This window comes from Neorhizobium lilium, from assembly GCF_004053875.1.
GTDB classification, from domain to species: domain Bacteria; phylum Pseudomonadota; class Alphaproteobacteria; order Rhizobiales; family Rhizobiaceae; genus Neorhizobium; species Neorhizobium lilii.
Map to the genome: position 1 here is coordinate 626,642 of NZ_SBIP01000004.1, position 15,785 is coordinate 642,426.

Below are 15,785 nucleotides of genomic sequence, written 5' to 3' on the forward strand. Positions count from 1 at the left end.
GGTCTTGGATGAAACTAGAGAGAAATGGTTAATGCCTGTTAAAGAGCAAATAAGAATTATCTAATATAATGGATATTAGAATTTTGGGGTTTTTGGATCGTTGTCTGGGTCTTCTTTTCCGACGTCGGCGACAGGCGTGAGCGCAGCGGCCACTTCGGCAGGCCCAGAAGCGCCAGGACTCGACTTCTGTTGTCCCTCCACCCACGCCAATGTCGACTTGAGAAGGCTGACGTCGGTGTCGTCCTCGCTTCCATTTCGATGGAAACACCGCGTCAGGTCCGACCATAGGCCTTTCCGCTCGATATGGTTAAGCCATGCAAGCGCAGCGTCTGGCGCTCTCTTGCGAAGTTCGTTCATGGCATCGCGCCGCATCGGGCCGCCTTGGCGGATGTGGTCGAAGAGGATCGAATAAGGGACCTCACCTTGGCTGAGAACAAGGTCGAGATACCGAACTGGAATACCAAGACGCCGCGCGGTTTCGATCCGCTGCGCCTGCCTCGGGGACATCGGCGGCGCGATGTAAGGCGTCGGCATCGGGGCGGCGGCCGGTATTCGACAGACGATAAAAGTGAAGACCCCGAGCAATTGCAGGGCGACGGAACCGGCAGGGTTCAAACCGCGAGCACGACGGAACTCAAGCATTCGCTTCCTGAACCTGTCGTAGCATGTCCGACGTCTTCTCCTACGGCTTGTCATTGCTGTATTCATGGTCTCATCCTCCTCGTGAAATTGTAGGTTGGCGTTTGCGCCTCGATCGGATCGGAATGCGGAAATGATTTCCGCTTTTGCGTTGTCTCGGCGATCAGGCGCGAAAAACGATCCCGATCGGACTCGAACAAAGATCGGATCGATGCAGCGAGGTCCATCGCTCGCTGAAGAAGATCGTCAAGGTCCAGCTTTGCAAGCCGATACAGAAACAGCGCCTCTCGGGAACGTGCTATCGACGCGGAAGCCGATCGACCCTTATGGCGAGGTCTTTCAATGCGTTCGCTTGCTGATGCTGGGCGTCCAGGATCAGCCCCAGCAACTCCAGCAATTGCTCGATCCTGTCGGGTTGATCCGGCGCTTCGAGGAGCGATAGAAGCGGCAGGAGCCGCACTGTGTTGCTTTCCACCGTCGCGAGGGTGGTCAGGTAGTCGGGTCTGGCTTCCGATAAGTTGTTCATTCTCGATTCCTCCTTTTAGGAAATTTTGAAGCTCGTCACGCTTCATGCCGGTTGCCCGACTGGCGGCAGCAACGAACGCGCCGGACATGGAGATAAAGATCGGGCCCCTATCTCCATCCGCAACTCGAAGACCCTGGCGGTTGAGTTCGCGAACAAAGGCAGGGTGTCCCTGGTCGGCTGCCTGCCGTAGTCTGGTCCGATCGAATCCGGGGACAGTTCGCTCGGCGCGTTTGCGCGCCACATCCGAAAAGCCTTCCAAGCGCTTGGCCCGGCGTTCTTCGCGAGTGGGCTGCACGGTCTCGTCGTGTTTTTGCTCGTAGCGTCGGGCGAGGTCTTCAAGACGCCGAAAGTCGTTTTTGCAGTCGAGCACCCGGAGCGTCATGGGGTCCACTTCAGCGACCGCGAGGTGGAAATGGCTCCGGCCATGCTTGACGTGTCGCACCACCAGACGCGGCCGTGCCGTGCCGATCCTGAACTCTTCATCGATCGAGTTCAGGAACTGGGACAACTGCGCGGGCGTCATTTCCCGTTCCGGGGAAATTGAAAGATGTCGGATCGCGTAACGGCAGCCTTTCACCGAAGCGAGCGCCTGCGAGTCGTGAAGCGAATTCCTGTCGCCCGCCAGAACCTCGATGCGTTCGTTTTCCGTGGTCTTGTCGAGCAAATGACGGGCGAGGTAGTGGATGCCACCCGCGCGGCTGACGCGTGTCGTCTGGATGATCATACAATGATCTCCCGGACCTGGGCGCGCAGCGTGTCGAGTTCCGCAAGCGTTAGGGAAAGGTTGACATCGTGACCCACGAGCTTGCCGCTGTTCGCCCGCCTGACAAGCTGATTGAGGTTGCCGCCCACGCGCCCGAGTTCACCGAGGAGGCGGCCGAGTAAGGCGGCATCGGGAGTAGCAAGGGACCGGACGGGCATGCGTACGCCGAGAGCCGCGCGACGAACCAGATCGGACAATGTAAGACCCCGAGCGATTGCTAGGTCTTTCATTGTCGCCGTCTCCTCGCGGGTGGCGCGGATACGAATGGTCTGATCGCGCATCGGGCATCTCCTTGTCGGACCGTTTGGGCCGTGGGGGTTCACGGGGGACCTTCCCCCTGACCGGCGGCGTGGGCACACGCCATTGCTGGCTACCTTCCTTTTCTGGCTTTGGAAATGATGGGCTCCAGGCCCTGCCGGCGCAAATTAGGGATTTCGAACTTCGAAACGATCAGGTCGAAAATCGAACGATCGGTCTCCTCACCAAAATTCAAATTGAGCGTATCGGAGACATCAGCATAGCGCCGTCGATAAGGCGGGATGTCGGGCATTCGCGCGTGACGACAGCGGAACCGAGGCAGCCGTAGGAGGTCGCGCCCGCCGCGATCCGGAACCGACCGCCGCCGCTTTCGAACTCAATTCTGATGACATGTCGAAAGTCGAACCAATGACTTCGAAGGTCGAAACGATCATGTCGAAACTCGAAACGATCCGTTCGGCTTTCGAGCCAATATATCGGCAATCGAAGCGACGCGGGCGATTTGTCCCGATCAAGGCTCCAGAACTGGCGGAAATTTCGTCATGTAATTGTACGTGACGTCTGCAAAGCCATCTATCCGTTCGAGTTTCGACATGATCGTTTCGACTTTCGAGGTATTCACTTCGAAAGTTGAAACGTTCGAGAGGCTGCGAAGAGAAGACCCGTCAAGGTCCGGCGTAGCGGGTGGTGCGGGCGCAGGCGTTTACGCCGAGCCTCGGCCGCAAGGCGGAGCTTGACGGGTCGGAGCGACTCGACACTTCGACAACCGAGCGTGACTTCCATGCTCGGTTCTAGGCCAGCGCCAATGAGCGCCCCTATCTTGGTTATCGGGAAAATGCGGTTTCCGTGGTCGCCAGATGGGTGTCGCCCCCAAAATGATGTCGGGTGCATTCGAGAGGTTCATATGTGTCTGACGGTCCGCGATTTCCCTCTGGGGCACCACCCGACCCCCGGACGAACGGCTATCTATTCACTGTCGAACGGTACGGGGTGTAAACGCCACTGCGTACCAGTCCTTGGGTCACGGATATATCCTGACCGAATGGCTTCAGCTTGCCCATCCAACTTCCCTTTTTGCCAAGCAGCGTCTTTCAATAACGCCATTGAGGTGAAGGTCAGCAGAAACCTGGCGTCGTCATAGTCTGCCGAGTTCCCCGCCATGTATCGCAGGACATATCGGTTGTTCTCCCGAAGTTTCGGATCATCCATCTGGGCGATCGCGTCCAATCGCTTGAGCTTCCAAGTGCCGCCCGCGTCCGAAATGTCTCCGGCTACCTCCACGGCTCCTGAATCGAGTGCTCCACCTAACGTCTTCATTAACTGTTCCTCAGATTTAGGCGCATTCAAATAATCGCACCAGTATCAAATGGTCTGGTCGGCAGAAGCTTCGGTCAAGTCTAATCTCGATATACCGATGGATGTCTATCTTGAGACTCGGAGAAGGAAGCCTCCAAGAACGGCCCCCCTCACGGGGCCGCTTGTAGTCTATACCTGTGTTATCCAATTGTTTCAGAATAGCTTTCGGGCGGTTTTGGCAACAGCGTCGAACGCCGTCCGCATCACCTGCGAAAGCGTGTCCTCGTGCTCCTCCGGGACGACGAAGGAGTCATGCACAGGAAGCGCCACGATGCCTTTCCGATACATCGCCACGAGAACCTGACGGCAGATTTCAGAATCGATATTCTGGAGCGACATGCCGATGCCGCTGTGGAAATATGATTTGATATCCGGGTGCCGTGTCGTGATATCGAGGATCAACCATTCTGCGGTGTCCCGATCGACGCCCAGATTCTTGGCAATCGCGCCGCGCGCTTCCGGGAAGTCCTGAGTATTCAGAAGGGTATTGAACCCTTTCTTGACGACATCGCGATCCCATCCGGGAATAGTGTAGGCATCTCCCTCCAGGTGTAGCCCCGCAAGACCGTAAAGAAGGCGGGGATGGATTTGCTGATAGTCCAGTTCGACCGTGCGTTGGCCGTCGATAGTGAGGTGCTGCCGATGCGTCTTTCGGCACGATTGCCACCATCCGCCATAGAAACGTCCGCCGCGATCCCATCCGCCCTTATAGACCCGGTACAGGGCTGTCATGCTGGGGAACACCGCATAGCCGTCGAGGTGGATCGCATTACCGTCCCGAATGGCTGCGGGAACGTTGAAACCGATGTCCGCGTCTGCGAGGCAGCGGTTGATCTTCGTCAGCATGGCGCGATCCCTCCGCGTCCTGTCATTGTCGCGGTAATCCACTAAATGCCCCTCGATGTCTTTCATTCGGATGACCTCGCCGACCTCATAGCGCAGGTCCGGCAATGCGACGTCGGCGAGCCATGGCGCGGGCCGGCAGCTCGACTGGATGCCTGTGGCTCGGCCTGCCGGCTGTAGGTCGTAGTCGACCAGAATTCCAGCGTCCACCAGGGCGTCGATCGCCGGCACGACGTTATAGTAGGTGAAATCTGGATCGCGGTAGCGCCGTGTCTCATGCCACCACCCATTGCGGCGGGAGCAGGAAATGCGAAGCTCGGGAAAATGACGCGCCGTATAAACGGCATCGATGGCGACGGCGATTATCGCCCGTACGTTCTTCGCCGACCCCATAAGTGGGAGGTCTAGGCGCTTGGCAAACTCATACTCGTTGCAACGCCACGACAGACGAAGGGCGCGATCGCGATCCCGGCCTTGCCACACTTCATCCACGAAGGAGCGGGGCTTCCAAATTTGTTGACGCCGTTGCGCGCGCTCGTCCTCGGACTTGGCTGGGGTGTCGCCCAGCCCGCGGGTCACCGGCTAAAGTGACGGGGCTTTACTGCAGTCTCGCTGTCGGTCAACATGAACTCGCACCTAAAAAAACCGCCTGAGGGTTCCAGCCCGTCGATGGCGGTTTTTTCATGCTCAGCGCCTTTTGCGCACTGGTCAAGCGCCGATGGTCAGGATCATCCAATAAAATAGGGTGTCAGGTCCAAGCCCTCCGGAAGCTCAATGGCGCTCAGGACTTCGATCTCCTCCCGAAGCAACAATGGCGACCCATAGCTTCCTGAGACATTTTTGGCCGCATGGCCTGTCTGCTTGTCGTGTGTCCGCTCATCAATCTTGGCAACGCGCATAATATCCTTGCCGGAATGGCGCGTACTGTGGAACGTGGCCTCGATCGGCTTATGGATGCCAACTTCCTTTAACTGCGCATTCAGGCGCTTGGATGCTGCGCCGGCTGGGTCCTTCACCTGTTCCTTGCCGTGGTAAAAACATGCAGGAAATAGAAAGTCGTGAGGCCTACGGGTTTTCGCATACTGAATGAACCCTGTGCGCTTGATGACGTCAGGCAAGGCGATAATCCGACGGCTCGACTTCGTCTTGATTGCGCGTTTTATCGGTCTCCCATCGTCTCCGATCGTGTCCGTCGTAAGATCGATGACCCAGGAGCCCCCCTCAACTTGATAAACATCTTTCCCCTGAAGCCAAACCATTTCAGCGACACGCATGGATGCGATGGTTCCGAGCAGGGGCATCCATTTCATGTCGGCGCGGTCAACAAGTGCTGTCGTTGCAAACAGCACATTGAGGGAAGTGATCTCGAGCGGCAGTCGCTTAACTGCCTCTTTCGCGTCCTTCGAGATAATCACCTCGACATCGGCGAGTGGCGAACGAAAGTCGTAGTTTGGCCCAACGTTCTTGAAAAATGTTCGGAGCGGCGAAAAATAGTTCGTCTCGATAGACGTGACCGACAGAGTTGGCAGCCGTTTGTTGATAGGCAGTGCCTCGTTGTAAAGAGCCGCCTCCAAACGAGACTTGTCCCGAATTTCCGGGATTTTGTTGTAGTTCGATGGAACCTTCGCGAGCAGATTGGCGTATTTCTGAAAGTCGAAATAGCGATACTTGTTCACGGGCCTGTCGCCTGCAAACTCAATGAAATCCTTGATCCGATTGTAATCGGTATCCGTCTTCTTCTGGGCTATCCCTTGGCCCAAACGGACACTTGTGTGCCACTCGTCCAATGCAATCGACATCAAGGGGCGCACTGGTCCACCGTCCAATACAGTTTCTACGGCTTCGCTGAGCGATGCTATCCTGATGGAAAGTGCTTCGAGTTTGGGAAGAACGGCATCCGATGCCGAAGAGGCGATCCCCTTCTTCGCGCTGTTCAATGTTTCGAGGACGGTTGCCTGGGTGTCGAGATAAGAGCTGTACACCGCGTTGACGTCGCGCCTGAAACCGCTCTCCCGTTCGAGGGCCTTCGCTGTCAGTCGGAGAGTTTGCGTTTCCAACTCTGCTGCATGAACCCGTTCTTGTTGCTCCATCACCTTATCGGTGATCACGGCAGTTTTTCGCGTTTCCTCCATCAGTTCATCAATCTGCCTGCGCAGATCGGCGACGATGGCGTCTCTCGGGTCTTGTAATTTGCTCATGGTTTTACCCCCTGTGATGAGGGTATGAGCAAATAGCCGGTCGAGACGTGCGACGAGTAGCCGGCAGATTGTCGCAGCCTGTCGCGCCGGGACCTTGCCGATATTGAGTCTTATGGGAGATTTTCCAAGAATCGGAACCAGCTCTGACGGAATTCGCCGCTGGAATCGGAAACTGTTGCCGTGACGGGTGAGGTACATGAAAGCCCTGGGTACATGCGTGGGTACGCACCCTTTTTGGACTTCAGAAACTCGAGTAAAATCAACGGTCGGTTTTGTGGCGGAGAAGATGGGATTCGAACCCACGATACCCTCACGGGTATACTCCCTTAGCAGGGGAGCGCCTTCGACCACTCGGCCACCTCTCCGGTCGGGCCTGATTAAGTCGAAGCGCTTCGGAATGCAAGGCCCTTTGGCAGAATAAGAAATTTGACGCCTTCCGCCCATGCTTCCCCGCCGAGAAGCGGGTTTGGGAGGCGGATGATCAATAGCCCGAGAGCTTCGGCGCACCTTGCCCACGACCGTAACGCGCCGCCAAAGAGCGTAGGGCGGACGAGAATTCGGTCACATCGGCTCCGACCGCGACAAACGTAGCGCCGAGATCGAGATAGCGGCGATTGAGGGTTTCGCTGAAGGTGAGAATTCCGGCCGGCTTACCCGCAGCGATGATTCGGCCGAGCGCCTTCTCGATCACTTCCTGAACTTCCGCCGCTTCGAAGCGGCCACGATACCCCATATCGGCGGAAAGATCGGCCGGGCCTATGAAAATACCGTCGACGCCATCGACCGCAGCGATTCGCTCGATGTCCTTGATTGCCGCCATGGTTTCCGCCTGGACGAGCAGGCAGATCTCGTTATCGGCGGTATCGGCGTAATCCGGTATGGTATTGAACCTGGATGCCCGCGCCACGGCTGCACCTAGCCCGCGCTTGCCGGCCGGCGGATAGCGAACGGCCTGCACCAATTCCTTCGCCTGCTCGGCCGAATCGACCATGGGCACGAGCAATGTGCGCGCGCCCACGTCGAGAAGCTGCTTGATGATCCAGGTTTCGCCAACGGGCGGGCGGACAACGATTTCCGACGGTGAGGCGGCAAGCGCCTGCAACTGTGCCATGATGCTGCGCAGATCGTTGGGGCCGTGCTCGCCGTCGATGACCAGCCAATCGAAGCCCGCCTGCCCTGCCACTTCGGCCGGCAAGGCTTCGGCCATGTTCAGCCACAGCCCGATCTGCGGAAGCCGGCCCTGCAACGCCGCCTTGAACTTGTTCTTGTCAGCCGGCATGGGAGATCCTCGTCAGGACAGCAATTGCTTGAGATCGGCGGCGGGGTTGGCAAGAATGGACTTGTCGGGCGTCTGCCCGCTTTCCAAAAGCTTCTTGCCGGTCACATAGGCTTTTGCATCGTTGACGGCATCCACCGCGATCAGATGACCTTCGCGGAAATACCAGACGGAGACACTGCCTTCGCGGCTGCCGGGTCGCAGCAGCGTGTCGTCATAGCCGAGGTTGAAGCCGGCAATCTGAAGCTTCACGTCGTACTGATCCGACCAGAACCAGGGCTTCGGCACATAGGGCAAGGTGCCGCCGGCAAGAATCGCGGCTGCGGCTTCCGCCTGATCGACCGCGTTCTGTACCGATTCGAGACGGATGTGCATGCCTTTCCACGGCAGCATGGCGCAGTCGCCCATAGCGAGAATAGCAGGGTCGGAGGTACGAGCGAAGTGATCGACGACGATGCCGTTCGCCACTTCGATGCCGCTGTCCTGCGCCAGCCGGTCATTGGGCGTAACGCCGATGCCGACGATCACGAAATCCACGTCTATGACCGATCCATCGGACAGTTCGGCGGACCTGACCTTGCCGTCCTCGCCAATGAGGCGTCGCAGGCCGGTCTTTTCGCGAATGACGACGCCGTGACCGTGGTGGATGGCGCGCATGATATCGGCGGTTTCGCGCGAGGCGACCCGCTGGAGAATACGGTCGGCCATCTCGATCAGGGTCACTTCCAGCCCGAGGTGACGAGCCACGGCGGCCGCTTCGAGCCCGATATAGCCGCCGCCGATAATTAGCAGGCGCCGGCCGGGGCGCATTTCGTCCGCAAGTCGGTCGGCATCGCGCTTGTCGCGCACCGTATATACTCCATCGAGATCGCCGCCGATTGCAGGGGGCAGCGTGCGCGGGGTTGCGCCGGTGGCGAACGCCATCGTGTCATAGTCGAGCGTCGCGCCGTCCTGCATGCGCACCCGCTTTGCATTGCGATCGATCTCTTCCACATAGGCCGACAGCTTCAGCTCTACATTATTCTCCGCAAACCAGGTCTGTGGGCGGAAGGTCAGCCGCTCGAAGTCCATTTCTCCCAGCAGGTACTTCTTGGACAAGGGCGGACGCTGGTAAGGAATGACGTCTTCGGCGCCCAACATGGTGATCGGCCGGTCGTCCTTTAGCGCACGCAGCTTTGCAGCAAGCGCAAATCCTGCCTGTCCGGCACCAACGATGACCAATCTACCCGTCACGCCATGTTCCTCGTTCTTGATACCCCAACGGATGACCGTGACGGGTAACCCCGCCCCGGCGGGCCGTCAACAGCCTCAGGCAACGACAATAACCGCGCAGGCTTGAGTCTGCCGCCCGTACGCGACGAAAAGGCACAGATGCGCGGCATTTTACCGGTCGCTTTCAGCATGCTTCAGCGAAGTTGGAATAATGTCAGGCCATGAGGAGCAGAGAGGAGGGTTGCATGCCCTTGACGAACGTAGACAACCTCAAGAACGACAGCACGCCCCTGGAACAGGCTTTCGAGAAGTTCCCCGTCGATCGCCCCGGGCGAATCGTCTTTGTCGGGCATCACCTCAGCACGAAGACATCGTTCCGGTGCCTTATCCGGCGCATCTCGCTTGCTGGGGCCGAAATCGAAATCAGCCCGCAACAGCCGGTGCCGCAGAACTTCTTCCTGGAAATCCTCGGCATTCACGACGAGATCGGCTGCACGCTGGTGCGGCGGGAAGAGGAAAAGGTCACCATCGGCTTCAACATGCTGATCGATGCGGAATTCCTTCACCACGTGATTCGCCTGAGCTTCGAGACGAGCCACTGAGGGTGAAAATGCGGGATCGCCGACTGCCGGCCCTGTTTGATCGGTGTCCAAATTTTCAGGCGTGGCGCCACATTTGAGGCGGCTCAAGACTTGCGCCGGGGCGACCACTTCTTATTGTGGCCGTTCACGAAACCGGACCGCATCATGTCTGCATTCTTGCGCTTTACTCCCCTCGTCAAAACCCTGCCTGTAACCGTGCCCTTTGTGGGTCCCGAAGCCATAGAGCGAAATCGCGGGCTTTCGGTAAAGGCCAGAATCGGCGCCAATGAGAGCGGCTTCGGCCCCGCGCCTTCTGTGATCGAGGCGATGGGCGCCGCGGCCGGCGAGACATGGAAATATGCCGACCCGGAGAATTTCACGCTGAAGCAGGCGCTGGCGGCGCATCTCGGCTGCCGTGCAGAGAATATTGCGATCGGCGAAGGTATCGACAGCCTTCTCGGTCAGATCGTGCGGCTAGTAATCGAGCCGGGCATGCCTGTCGTCAGTTCGCTCGGTGCCTATCCGACCTTCAACTTCCATGTTGTCGGCCATGGCGGGCGCCTGGTGACGGTGCCTTACGAGAGCGATCAGGAGAATTTGGCGGCCCTTCTGGATTGTGTGCGACGGGAAAATGCTCCGCTCGTCTATTTCGCCAATCCCGATAATCCCATGGGAAGCTGGTGGGATGCCGGCAGCATCATCGACTTTGCCCGTGCATTGCCGGAGACCTGCCTCCTCATTCTGGACGAGGCCTATTGCGAAACGGGACCGGCTGGGGCGATGCCTGATCTGCCGTCGCTGATCGACCAGCCGAACGTGATCCGCACCCGCACATTCTCCAAGGCCTACGGTCTGGCGGGATCGCGCGTCGGCTACGCAATCTCGACCCCTGCAAATGCCCAAGCCTTTGACAAGATCCGCAATCATTTCGGCATGAACCGCGTCGGCGTCGCCGCCGCGTTGGCAGCGCTCGCCGATCAAGCCTATCTCGCTGCGGTGGTGGAAAGGATAAAGGCTTCGCGGGAACGGATTGCGGCGATTGCGGCGGCCAACGGGCTGCAGGCCCTGCCTTCTGCCACGAATTTCGTCGCGATCGATTGCGGACGCGACGGTACTTACGCGCGCGCGATCGTAAACGGTTTGATGGAACACGGCGTCTTCATCCGCATGCCGGGCGTTGCGCCACTCAATCGCTGCATCCGCATCAGCACGGGTCCCAATCCGGACATGGCCCTGTTGGAAGAGGCCCTGCCGCAGGTGCTCAAGGCGTTGGGATAACCCTTATATAAAAGAAGAGGCCGCGCCGGCCTTGTTCCTGCCGGTCGCGACCTAATTTTTGAGCGTCAGCCGCATGCGGCCTGTGCCCCGCCCCTCTTGGTGCTTGTTCTTTATATTGGCTGCGATGATGTTGCTTGCATCCGGGCGAAGCCGGATCGACGCGCCAATCAATGTATGGTCATCCACTCGCGGGCCGCGCGGAGTGCTGCGGCGAGCTGCATCTTCGTCATCGTCTGGGCTAGGTCGGCGCGCAACTCGGCGGCGCGGTCGGAGCCCTTGATCGCGGCGATGTTGAGCCACTTGTGGGCGGAGACGAGGTCGATGGCGCAACCGCGCCCCGTTGCATACATCAGCCCCATATCGCAGAAGGTATCGGCGCGGGTTTCGCCACCCATGGTGGCCGTATCGGTAGAGTTGATTTCAAAGCGTGCCATCGGTTTGGATCCCTGTTGAAGCCTGTCGTCGTCTGCCCTGTTTTCTTGCCTTCAGATCACCGTCTTGAAGCGGCTTTTTCGATCTTTCCGGCCGGCGGGTTTCCCGCTCGTTTGATGAACCCACTATGCGCCAAACCTTCCAAGAGACGCCTAAAAAGCATGATTAATTCGCTGAAAACAAAGTTCAAACACTTGGTAAACTTGAGTTTTTGTTAAACATCAGAGGTCCTGGTTTCCAAGGCAAACGGCTCAATTTTTACGAAAACTTCACCCGAGGTTTTTCACCCTTTCCTAACTACGAAAAAAGCTCTCCTTCGAAAACTCATTGGAAACCGCGTCTTTTCGCACCGCGGATCTCGGCAAACGGCCGTTTACCTTTACGTGCGGGTAAGATATTCTTCGGTTTCGATCTGAGGAGGATCGGCCGCGGCTAATGATCGAGCGTGCGGCAGCGTGACAGGAGGAGATGAGGATGAAGAGACTGGTACTGGCTGCAGCCATGGCGCTGTTTGCCGCACAGGCCGGCGCTGCCGAGCCTATCGAAGGCAATTGGAAGACGGCAAGCGGAGAAACTGCGCAAATCGCCAAATGCGGCAGTGCCTTCTGCGTGACGCTGAAGACAGGCAAGCATGCCGGCAAGCAGATCGGTTCACTCGCCGGCACGAAGGGCGAATATACGGGTGAGATCACCGATCCGGCCAATGACAAGACCTATAGCGGGTCTGGCTCTGTCTCCGGCAACTCGTTGAAAATGACGGGTTGTGTCATGAAGATTCTCTGCAAGTCGCAGACCTGGTCGAGGCTCTAACGGTCGAGACACGCATTCTGTCTCTCTCCATATATATATATGGAGCCTACAGGAGCGCCCAATCCGCGGCGGCACCAACGATGGGGCGCTCCGACACGTTCCCCACTCCTGCGGGGATGAACCGCAGATGAAGTGTCTTCTCAGCGGCCGTTCAGCCCGCGGGCTTATCCTGCAGAGATCGGGACAAGTCTGGGGGACAAGAGCATGCAAGGTCTGGGACTGCGTTTTACGATCTTCACATTGCTGATGATCAACTTTGCACTCTTGTTCTCGGCGGTCGCCCGTCATCCGGTATCCGTCATGCGGGCCTCAGCGGGGGTGACCTCCCCTTTCTGCATCGACGGACAGGGCACCGGCTGCAAAAGCAGGCTTTGAGCCTTGCGCCAAAGAGCTTCGGGCGTCGTTTGATTGTCAACGAGTTCCCGCTATAATGGCCCATGAACACACGAATCTTTTCCCTTCCCCCACTTTCCTTCATCAGCCCGAGCCCGGCTCAGCCGCAGGTTTGCCACGATGCGGTGGAAGCCGTCGATGCGCTGACGGCGCTTTACGAGCGTAACACCCGCTTCCTGATCGACGCCTTTGGCGCCCTTGCCGAAGGCGCCGCCGTCACGGGGCGATACCGCGCATGCTATCCGCAGGTGAGCATCGAGACGACATCGTTCGGCCACGCCGACTCGCGCCTGTCCTATGGGCATGTCACAGCGCCCGGCATTTACACGACCACGATCACCCGGCCGGTCCTTTTCCGGGATTACCTGATCGAGCAGCTCGACCTCCTGATGCGCAACCACAGCGTTCCGATCACGGTGTCCGAATCGACAACGCCGATCCCGCTGCATTTCGCGTTCGGCGAAGGCGCCAATGTGGAGGCTTACGGCAGCAGCGCGCTTGCCGACATTCCCATGCGCGACCTGTTCGACACGCCCGACCTCAACAATACGGACGATCTGATCGCCAATGGGGAATATGAGGCCCTGCCCGGCCAGCCGGCCCCGCTTGCGCCTTTCACCGCCCAGCGCATCGACTACTCGCTGGCACGCCTCAGCCACTATACGGCAACCGAGGCGCAGCACTTCCAGAACTTCGTGCTGTTCACCAACTACCAGTTCTATATAGACGAGTTTGCTGCCTGGGCCCGCAAGCTGATGGCAGAAGGCGGAGATGGCTATTCCGCCTTCGTGGAGCCCGGCAATGTCGTAACGCTTGCCGGCAAGGACAGGCCGGAAACGCTGGTCGCGACCCGCATGCCGCAAATGCCGGCCTATCACCTCAAGAAGGACGACCATTGCGGCATCACGCTCGTCAATATCGGGGTCGGGCCTTCCAATGCCAAGACGATCACCGACCATATCGCTGTGCTGCGCCCGCATGCCTGGCTGATGGTGGGCCACTGCGCGGGCCTGCGCAACAGCCAGCGGCTCGGCGATTACGTCCTTGCTCACGCCTATGTGCGCGAGGACCATGTGCTGGACGACGACCTGCCGGTCTGGGTGCCGATCCCCGCGCTTGCCGAAGTGCAGCAGGCGCTTGAAAGTGCCGTCGAGGAAGTGACCGGCTACGAAGGTTTCGAGCTGAAGCGCATCATGCGGACCGGCACGGTCGCCACGATCGACAACCGTAACTGGGAACTGCGCGATCAGCGTGGGCCGGTGAAGCGGCTGTCCCAATCGCGCGCCATCGCGCTCGACATGGAGTCGGCGACCATCGCCGCCAATGGCTTCCGCTTCCGCGTACCCTACGGCACGCTGCTATGCGTGTCCGACCGACCGCTGCATGGCGAGCTGAAGTTGCCCGGCATGGCGACTGCCTTCTATCGCACGCAGGTCAGCCAGCATCTGCAGATCGGCATCCGTGCCGTGCAGAAGCTTGCTGCCATGCCGGTGGAGACACTGCATTCCCGCAAGCTGCGCAGCTTCTACGAAACCGCGTTTCAGTAATATTGCACGGGCATGCGCACTGGTGTATAAAAACTGAATTCCATACACACGAGGTTGAGCATGCGCACGAACATCGATCTGGATGATGATTTGGTCGCACGGGCGATGGAGCTTGGCGGGATGTCGACGAAAAAGGCGGCTGTGGATCAGGCTCTGCGGGACTTTGTCGGCCACCGAAGCCGGAAGAAGGCTCTTGAGGAATTGAAGGGCATGGGTTGGTACGGCGACCTGGATGCCATGCGTGAAGGACGAGTTCCAGAAATGATCGAGCCGGACCACCAAGACGCCGCCGAATGATCTTGGTCGATAGTTCTGTTTGGATCTCCGTCCTGCGTGGTGTCTCAACCCTGCAGACAACGAAATTCTACCAGATCGAAGACCTTCAGGAGGTCGTTCTGGGCGATCTCGTGCTGCTTGAGATATTACAAGGCGCCCAGAGCGAACAGCATGCCGCTGAAATTCGGAAGCGAATGCACGCGTTCGATGCTGTGCCGTTGCTTTCTCCGGATCTTGCCGTAAAGGCAGCCCGTAATTACAGGTTGCTGAGGAGCCGGGGAAGGACCATGAGCAAGACAGCCGACCTCATCATCGGCACCTATTGCATCGAAAACGACCTTAGCCTGCTGCATTCGGATAAGGATTACCTCCCGATGGCGGAATATCTGGGGCTGCAGATCGCCTGATCAGCCCCGCACTCTCCGCCTCGCTGCAAACAGCGAAAGCGCCGTCCCCGCCAGCGACGAAACGATGACAAGCAGATGCGTATTGACGGCGGCCTGCGCGAGCGCGTCGAGCGCTGGTTTTGCCGTGTCGGCGCCGAAGGCGAGCGCTCCCGCAGTGATGCCAGCCGGGTAGGTGCCGACGCCGGCCGGCGCATGAACCGGCAGAACCGAGGACAGCTCGCCGCCAAGTGCGCCGCCGAAGCTCGCGGCCACCGGCAGATGCCCGAGCAGGCCTAGCACCCACGCCAGCACCGCAATCTTGGTGAACCAGTTGATCAGGGTGGCACCCCAGGCGCGCATGAAGGCGGATGCGTCTGCGGGTAGCCCCGCCTCCACCTCATGCAGAAGCGCCTGTGCCTTGCGCGGCAAAAGCCTTGTCAGCATGGACAGAGCATGGCGGCGCATCCCAAAGGCGGCGGCAGGCAGCAGCAGAAAGACCAGCCAGAGCGCCCAGGCCCAAGGACGACCGTCCTGCAGGGCCAGGCCGGTGCCGGCGGCGGCCAGCAGCGCGTGCAGATCGAAAAGGCGCATGACGAAGAGTGCCGCCGTGCCCCGCGCGAGTGGCAGGCCGAATTCGCGCTTCATCAACAGCGGAAAGCTCGCCTCTCCGGTCCGGAACGGAAGCATGATGTTCAGCAGGTTATGCACCTGAACGAGACGCAGAAGAACGCCGAAATGCCCGCCCGTTTCGCGCGGGAAATAGTCGTAGATACGCCAGGTGCGCAGCACATAGGTGGCAAGCAGCAGCAGCATGGCCAGCAATGCCGATCCCCAGCCAGCCGCAGCCCAGAGCGAGATCACTGTCTCCCAACCCCATACCCACTGGATGAAGAGGGCATAAAGCAGGATGATCGCAACGGTTGCCAGCGTCATGGCGTTGCGAATTATCCATGCGGGGCGGCTGGCAACCGGGGAATTCTTCATATAGTAGGTGCCCCATGTGAAATCGGG

At 58.9% G+C, this 15,785-nt stretch carries 16 protein-coding genes and 1 tRNA gene; 6 read left to right on the forward strand and 11 right to left on the reverse strand.

Features of this window, described 5'->3' with window-relative positions:
* Positions 1 to 75 precede the first annotated feature (75 nt).
* The 9 genes from EPK99_RS20010 to EPK99_RS20050 all read right to left on the reverse strand — a co-directional run bounded on the left by EPK99_RS20010 (position 76) and on the right by EPK99_RS20050 (position 9,092).
* The gene (locus tag EPK99_RS20010) at positions 76 to 642 is read right to left on the reverse strand and encodes a hypothetical protein (protein ID WP_128444835.1); all 567 of its coding nucleotides are present in this window, start codon (positions 640 to 642) and stop codon (positions 76 to 78) included.
* Between the two features lie 62 nt (positions 643 to 704).
* Positions 705 to 1,889, reverse strand: coding sequence for a relaxase/mobilization nuclease domain-containing protein (locus EPK99_RS20015; RefSeq protein WP_128444836.1), 1,185 nt, complete (start codon positions 1,887 to 1,889; stop codon positions 705 to 707).
* Positions 1,886 to 2,209, reverse strand: coding sequence for a plasmid mobilization protein (locus EPK99_RS20020; RefSeq protein WP_128444837.1), 324 nt, complete (start codon positions 2,207 to 2,209; stop codon positions 1,886 to 1,888). Before EPK99_RS20020 ends, EPK99_RS20015 begins: the two co-directional genes overlap by 4 nt.
* Before the next feature lie 943 nt (positions 2,210 to 3,152).
* Positions 3,153 to 3,503 (reverse strand): hypothetical protein, encoded by a 351-nt coding sequence (locus EPK99_RS20025; RefSeq protein ID WP_128444838.1) that lies wholly within the window; start codon positions 3,501 to 3,503, stop codon positions 3,153 to 3,155.
* A 192-nt stretch (positions 3,504 to 3,695) separates the two neighbouring features.
* On the reverse strand, positions 3,696 to 4,877 hold the full coding sequence (locus EPK99_RS20030; protein ID WP_128444839.1) for a hypothetical protein: 1,182 nt from the start codon (positions 4,875 to 4,877) through the stop codon (positions 3,696 to 3,698).
* Positions 4,878 to 5,113: 236 nt separating this feature from the next.
* Positions 5,114 to 6,781 carry a DUF6538 domain-containing protein gene (locus EPK99_RS20035; protein WP_128444840.1) on the reverse strand — a complete coding sequence of 556 codons (1,668 nt, stop codon included), beginning with the start codon at positions 6,779 to 6,781 and terminating at the stop codon, positions 5,114 to 5,116.
* 77 nt (positions 6,782 to 6,858) lie between these two features.
* Positions 6,859 to 6,948 (reverse strand) — tRNA-Ser (locus tag EPK99_RS20040).
* A 116-nt stretch (positions 6,949 to 7,064) separates the two neighbouring features.
* Entirely contained in the window at positions 7,065 to 7,862 is a 798-nt protein-coding gene (locus EPK99_RS20045; protein WP_128444841.1) for an aldolase/citrate lyase family protein, read from the reverse strand.
* A 12-nt stretch (positions 7,863 to 7,874) separates the two neighbouring features.
* A complete protein-coding gene (locus tag EPK99_RS20050; protein WP_128444842.1) occupies positions 7,875 to 9,092 on the reverse strand; it encodes an NAD(P)/FAD-dependent oxidoreductase in 1,218 nt (405 codons plus the stop codon).
* Between the two features lie 224 nt (positions 9,093 to 9,316).
* On the opposite strand from EPK99_RS20050, the gene EPK99_RS20055 reads away from it, so the two are divergent.
* The gene (locus EPK99_RS20055; protein ID WP_128444843.1) at positions 9,317 to 9,673 is read left to right on the forward strand and encodes a PilZ domain-containing protein; all 357 of its coding nucleotides are present in this window, start codon (positions 9,317 to 9,319) and stop codon (positions 9,671 to 9,673) included.
* 144 nt (positions 9,674 to 9,817) lie between these two features.
* On the forward strand, positions 9,818 to 10,930 hold the full coding sequence (locus EPK99_RS20060) for a pyridoxal phosphate-dependent aminotransferase (protein WP_128444844.1): 1,113 nt from the start codon (positions 9,818 to 9,820) through the stop codon (positions 10,928 to 10,930).
* A 167-nt stretch (positions 10,931 to 11,097) separates the two neighbouring features.
* Here the strand turns inward: EPK99_RS20060 and EPK99_RS20065 are convergent, their stop codons facing one another.
* Positions 11,098 to 11,364, reverse strand: a complete 267-nt coding sequence (locus EPK99_RS20065; RefSeq protein ID WP_128444845.1) for an SEL1-like repeat protein — start codon at positions 11,362 to 11,364, stop codon at positions 11,098 to 11,100.
* Positions 11,365 to 11,836: 472 nt separating this feature from the next.
* On the opposite strand from EPK99_RS20065, the gene EPK99_RS20070 reads away from it, so the two are divergent.
* The 4 genes from EPK99_RS20070 (at position 11,837) to vapC (ending at position 14,795) form a co-directional block, all read left to right on the forward strand.
* On the forward strand, positions 11,837 to 12,172 hold the full coding sequence (locus EPK99_RS20070; protein WP_128444846.1) for a DUF2147 domain-containing protein: 336 nt from the start codon (positions 11,837 to 11,839) through the stop codon (positions 12,170 to 12,172).
* Positions 12,173 to 12,609: 437 nt separating this feature from the next.
* Positions 12,610 to 14,112: an AMP nucleosidase gene (gene amn / locus EPK99_RS20075; protein ID WP_128444847.1), complete on the forward strand. Its 1,503-nt coding sequence runs from the start codon at positions 12,610 to 12,612 to the stop codon at positions 14,110 to 14,112.
* A 60-nt stretch (positions 14,113 to 14,172) separates the two neighbouring features.
* Complete coding sequence (locus EPK99_RS20080) at positions 14,173 to 14,409, forward strand: type II toxin-antitoxin system VapB family antitoxin (protein WP_128444848.1); 237 nt, start codon at positions 14,173 to 14,175, stop codon at positions 14,407 to 14,409.
* Entirely contained in the window at positions 14,406 to 14,795 is a 390-nt protein-coding gene (vapC, locus tag EPK99_RS20085) for a type II toxin-antitoxin system VapC family toxin (RefSeq protein ID WP_128444849.1), read from the forward strand. The genes EPK99_RS20080 and vapC overlap by 4 nt, the downstream gene beginning before the upstream one ends.
* Here vapC and EPK99_RS20090 read toward each other — a convergent pair whose 3' ends face one another.
* Positions 14,796 to 15,758: a lysylphosphatidylglycerol synthase transmembrane domain-containing protein gene (locus EPK99_RS20090; protein WP_128445024.1), complete on the reverse strand. Its 963-nt coding sequence runs from the start codon at positions 15,756 to 15,758 to the stop codon at positions 14,796 to 14,798.
* Positions 15,759 to 15,785 lie beyond the last annotated feature (27 nt).

What these genes read in the sequence shown, in the direction of transcription:
- EPK99_RS20010 (WP_128444835.1), bottom strand. Translation starts at nt 642, where the DNA reads ATGCTTGAGTTCCGTCGTGCTCGCGGTTTGAACCCTGCCGGTTCCGTC.
- EPK99_RS20015 (WP_128444836.1), bottom strand. Translation starts at nt 1,889, where the DNA reads ATGATCATCCAGACGACACGCGTCAGCCGCGCGGGTGGCATCCACTAC.
- EPK99_RS20020 (WP_128444837.1), bottom strand. Translation starts at nt 2,209, where the DNA reads ATGCGCGATCAGACCATTCGTATCCGCGCCACCCGCGAGGAGACGGCG.
- EPK99_RS20025 (WP_128444838.1), bottom strand. Translation starts at nt 3,503, where the DNA reads ATGAAGACGTTAGGTGGAGCACTCGATTCAGGAGCCGTGGAGGTAGCC.
- EPK99_RS20035 (WP_128444840.1), bottom strand. Translation starts at nt 6,781, where the DNA reads ATGTACCTCACCCGTCACGGCAACAGTTTCCGATTCCAGCGGCGAATT.
- EPK99_RS20045 (WP_128444841.1), bottom strand. Translation starts at nt 7,862, where the DNA reads ATGCCGGCTGACAAGAACAAGTTCAAGGCGGCGTTGCAGGGCCGGCTT.
- EPK99_RS20055 (WP_128444843.1), top strand. Translation starts at nt 9,317, where the DNA reads ATGCCCTTGACGAACGTAGACAACCTCAAGAACGACAGCACGCCCCTG.
- EPK99_RS20060 (WP_128444844.1), top strand. Translation starts at nt 9,818, where the DNA reads ATGTCTGCATTCTTGCGCTTTACTCCCCTCGTCAAAACCCTGCCTGTA.
- EPK99_RS20065 (WP_128444845.1), bottom strand. Translation starts at nt 11,364, where the DNA reads ATGGCACGCTTTGAAATCAACTCTACCGATACGGCCACCATGGGTGGC.
- EPK99_RS20070 (WP_128444846.1), top strand. Translation starts at nt 11,837, where the DNA reads ATGAAGAGACTGGTACTGGCTGCAGCCATGGCGCTGTTTGCCGCACAG.
- amn (WP_128444847.1), top strand. Translation starts at nt 12,610, where the DNA reads ATGAACACACGAATCTTTTCCCTTCCCCCACTTTCCTTCATCAGCCCG.
- EPK99_RS20080 (WP_128444848.1), top strand. Translation starts at nt 14,173, where the DNA reads ATGCGCACGAACATCGATCTGGATGATGATTTGGTCGCACGGGCGATG.
- vapC (WP_128444849.1), top strand. Translation starts at nt 14,406, where the DNA reads ATGATCTTGGTCGATAGTTCTGTTTGGATCTCCGTCCTGCGTGGTGTC.
- EPK99_RS20090 (WP_128445024.1), bottom strand. Translation starts at nt 15,758, where the DNA reads ATGAAGAATTCCCCGGTTGCCAGCCGCCCCGCATGGATAATTCGCAAC.